General features: G+C 60.3%; 1 protein-coding gene and 1 pseudogene. One reads left to right on the top strand and one right to left on the bottom strand.

Going from position 1 to position 1639, the window contains the following annotated elements; genetic code table 11:
* Nucleotides 1-162: 162 nt before the first annotated feature.
* The gene (locus VEZ52_RS11885; RefSeq protein WP_324836999.1) at nucleotides 163-1278 is read left to right on the top strand and encodes a M15 family metallopeptidase; all 1116 of its coding nucleotides are present in this window, start codon (nucleotides 163-165) and stop codon (nucleotides 1276-1278) included.
* 198 nt (nucleotides 1279-1476) lie between these two features.
* Here VEZ52_RS11885 and VEZ52_RS11880 read toward each other — a convergent pair.
* Nucleotides 1477-1639, bottom strand: a pseudogene (locus tag VEZ52_RS11880) (6-phosphogluconolactonase); the annotation flags it as partial.

The raw sequence follows: 1639 nt of genomic DNA, 5'->3' as shown, positions 1-1639 counted from the left end.
ATTCCACGCCGCCCTGGGCAAGCCAGGCTTCGCGCAGTGATTGGGTTTCGTACTGATTGACCTTGCAGCCGAACGTGACCAGATAAAATTTCCAGGCAGACATGGCGCAGATGTACGCAAAAGCGCTTGCCTTGACAAGCCAGGGGCGGCTAGGGTGCCTTCATGCCAATATTGCTGCTTTTTATTTTTTTGTGTTGTGCCCATGTTGTGCATGCCGAGACGGCTACGTCATCCAGTGCGCCCTCCAATGCGCCCGCAACAGCGTCTGTCAATGCAGCGCTTGCACGCGGTGCCACTGGGGCGACTGCTGCCAACGGCCTCATTGACGCCGCTGATCTGCCCGCCGGGCTTGATGATGCCGCGCGAGTGGATTTTTATTGCCTGCGGCGGGCCTATCCGCAGATCACAAACATGACGTCGGACGCGCAGGGCCAGTGGCTGGTGTTTACCGATGGCCGCCGCGTGCTGTATGACGCTGCCCCGGGTGCGGCCCCCTTGGCTGGTTCGCAGGAATCCGAGTGGGTGGTGAGCGTGCGGGCGAGCATGGCCGAGCCGTATCCGCTGGAGCCGCAACGGCCCGATACTCCACAGGGTGTTTCGCCGGGGCGGCGGCGCTCCTATGATCTGCTGCAAGCCCTTTACGGATCAACGCCCAAGGCTGTTGGGGGGCATCTGGTTCAGGCACGCCTGCTGGGGCAGCATCTGCATCTTTCACCCGCAGCGGCGCAAGCCATGAACAGGGCAAACGCCAATCTTGCCCCGCAAGCCGCTCAGGAGCCTCGCCTGAAAACCCTGCTGAAAATGGACGGCGGGTTTGCCTGGCGGCGCATTGCGGGCGAGAATCGCTTGAGCCCCCACGCCTTCGGCATTGCCTTTGACATCAGCCCCGGCATTGCCACCTACTGGCGCTGGAGCAAACTGCGCCCGCACCCCTTGCAGCAAAGCTATCCCTCCGCCATTGTGGCAGCCTTTGAAAACGAGGGCTTCATCTGGGGCGGAAAATGGCACGAATATGACCTGATGCACTTTGAATACAGGCCGGAAATCATCTGCAAGGCCCGCGTGTGGCAAGGGCTGGAACCCTTGCCCATACAGGAACTCTCACAGGAATCCGTACAGGAGGCAGCCCCGGATATTCCGCAGAAGCCCCCGCACAAGACAGTACGGAAGCCCGTGCAGAAGCCGGAAAAGGCCGAAAATCCGCCTTCTGGACAGCAGCCCGCCAGCCCCGCGGTAGAGGCAAAGCCTGCTGGCGACGATGCTGCCGTCGCTCCGTAACGCAGCCAGAAAAGAACGTTTCCCGCTCATACAGCTCGCAGGCTGATAATAAAAAGCTCCTTGAAAAAGGAGCTTTTTGCGTTTTCAGTATTACCGCATTTGATTGAATGCGCAGGAGCCTGCATTTGCTTGGCAGGGATCAAATCAAAGCCACCCGGGGCGGGTGGCTTTGATTGAGATATCCGTGAATGGGGTGGCTTACTCGCCTCGGGCGGCGGCTTCGTCCACAACCCAGATCAGTTCGCCAAATCCGGGGCGCACCTTTTGTGCGGGCAGGGTGGGTTCGGCCAGCAGGTTGAGCGCGCGCGAAAGCACATCGTGCTTTTCCTTGCCGGTCACGAGGAACATGCAGCAGCGGGCG

It is taken from the genome of Desulfovibrio sp. (genome assembly GCF_035644575.1).
Classification (GTDB): domain Bacteria; phylum Desulfobacterota; class Desulfovibrionia; order Desulfovibrionales; family Desulfovibrionaceae; genus Desulfovibrio.
Note: the sequence above shows the minus strand (reverse complement) of the source record. Positions and strands in the feature narration are given on the sequence as shown.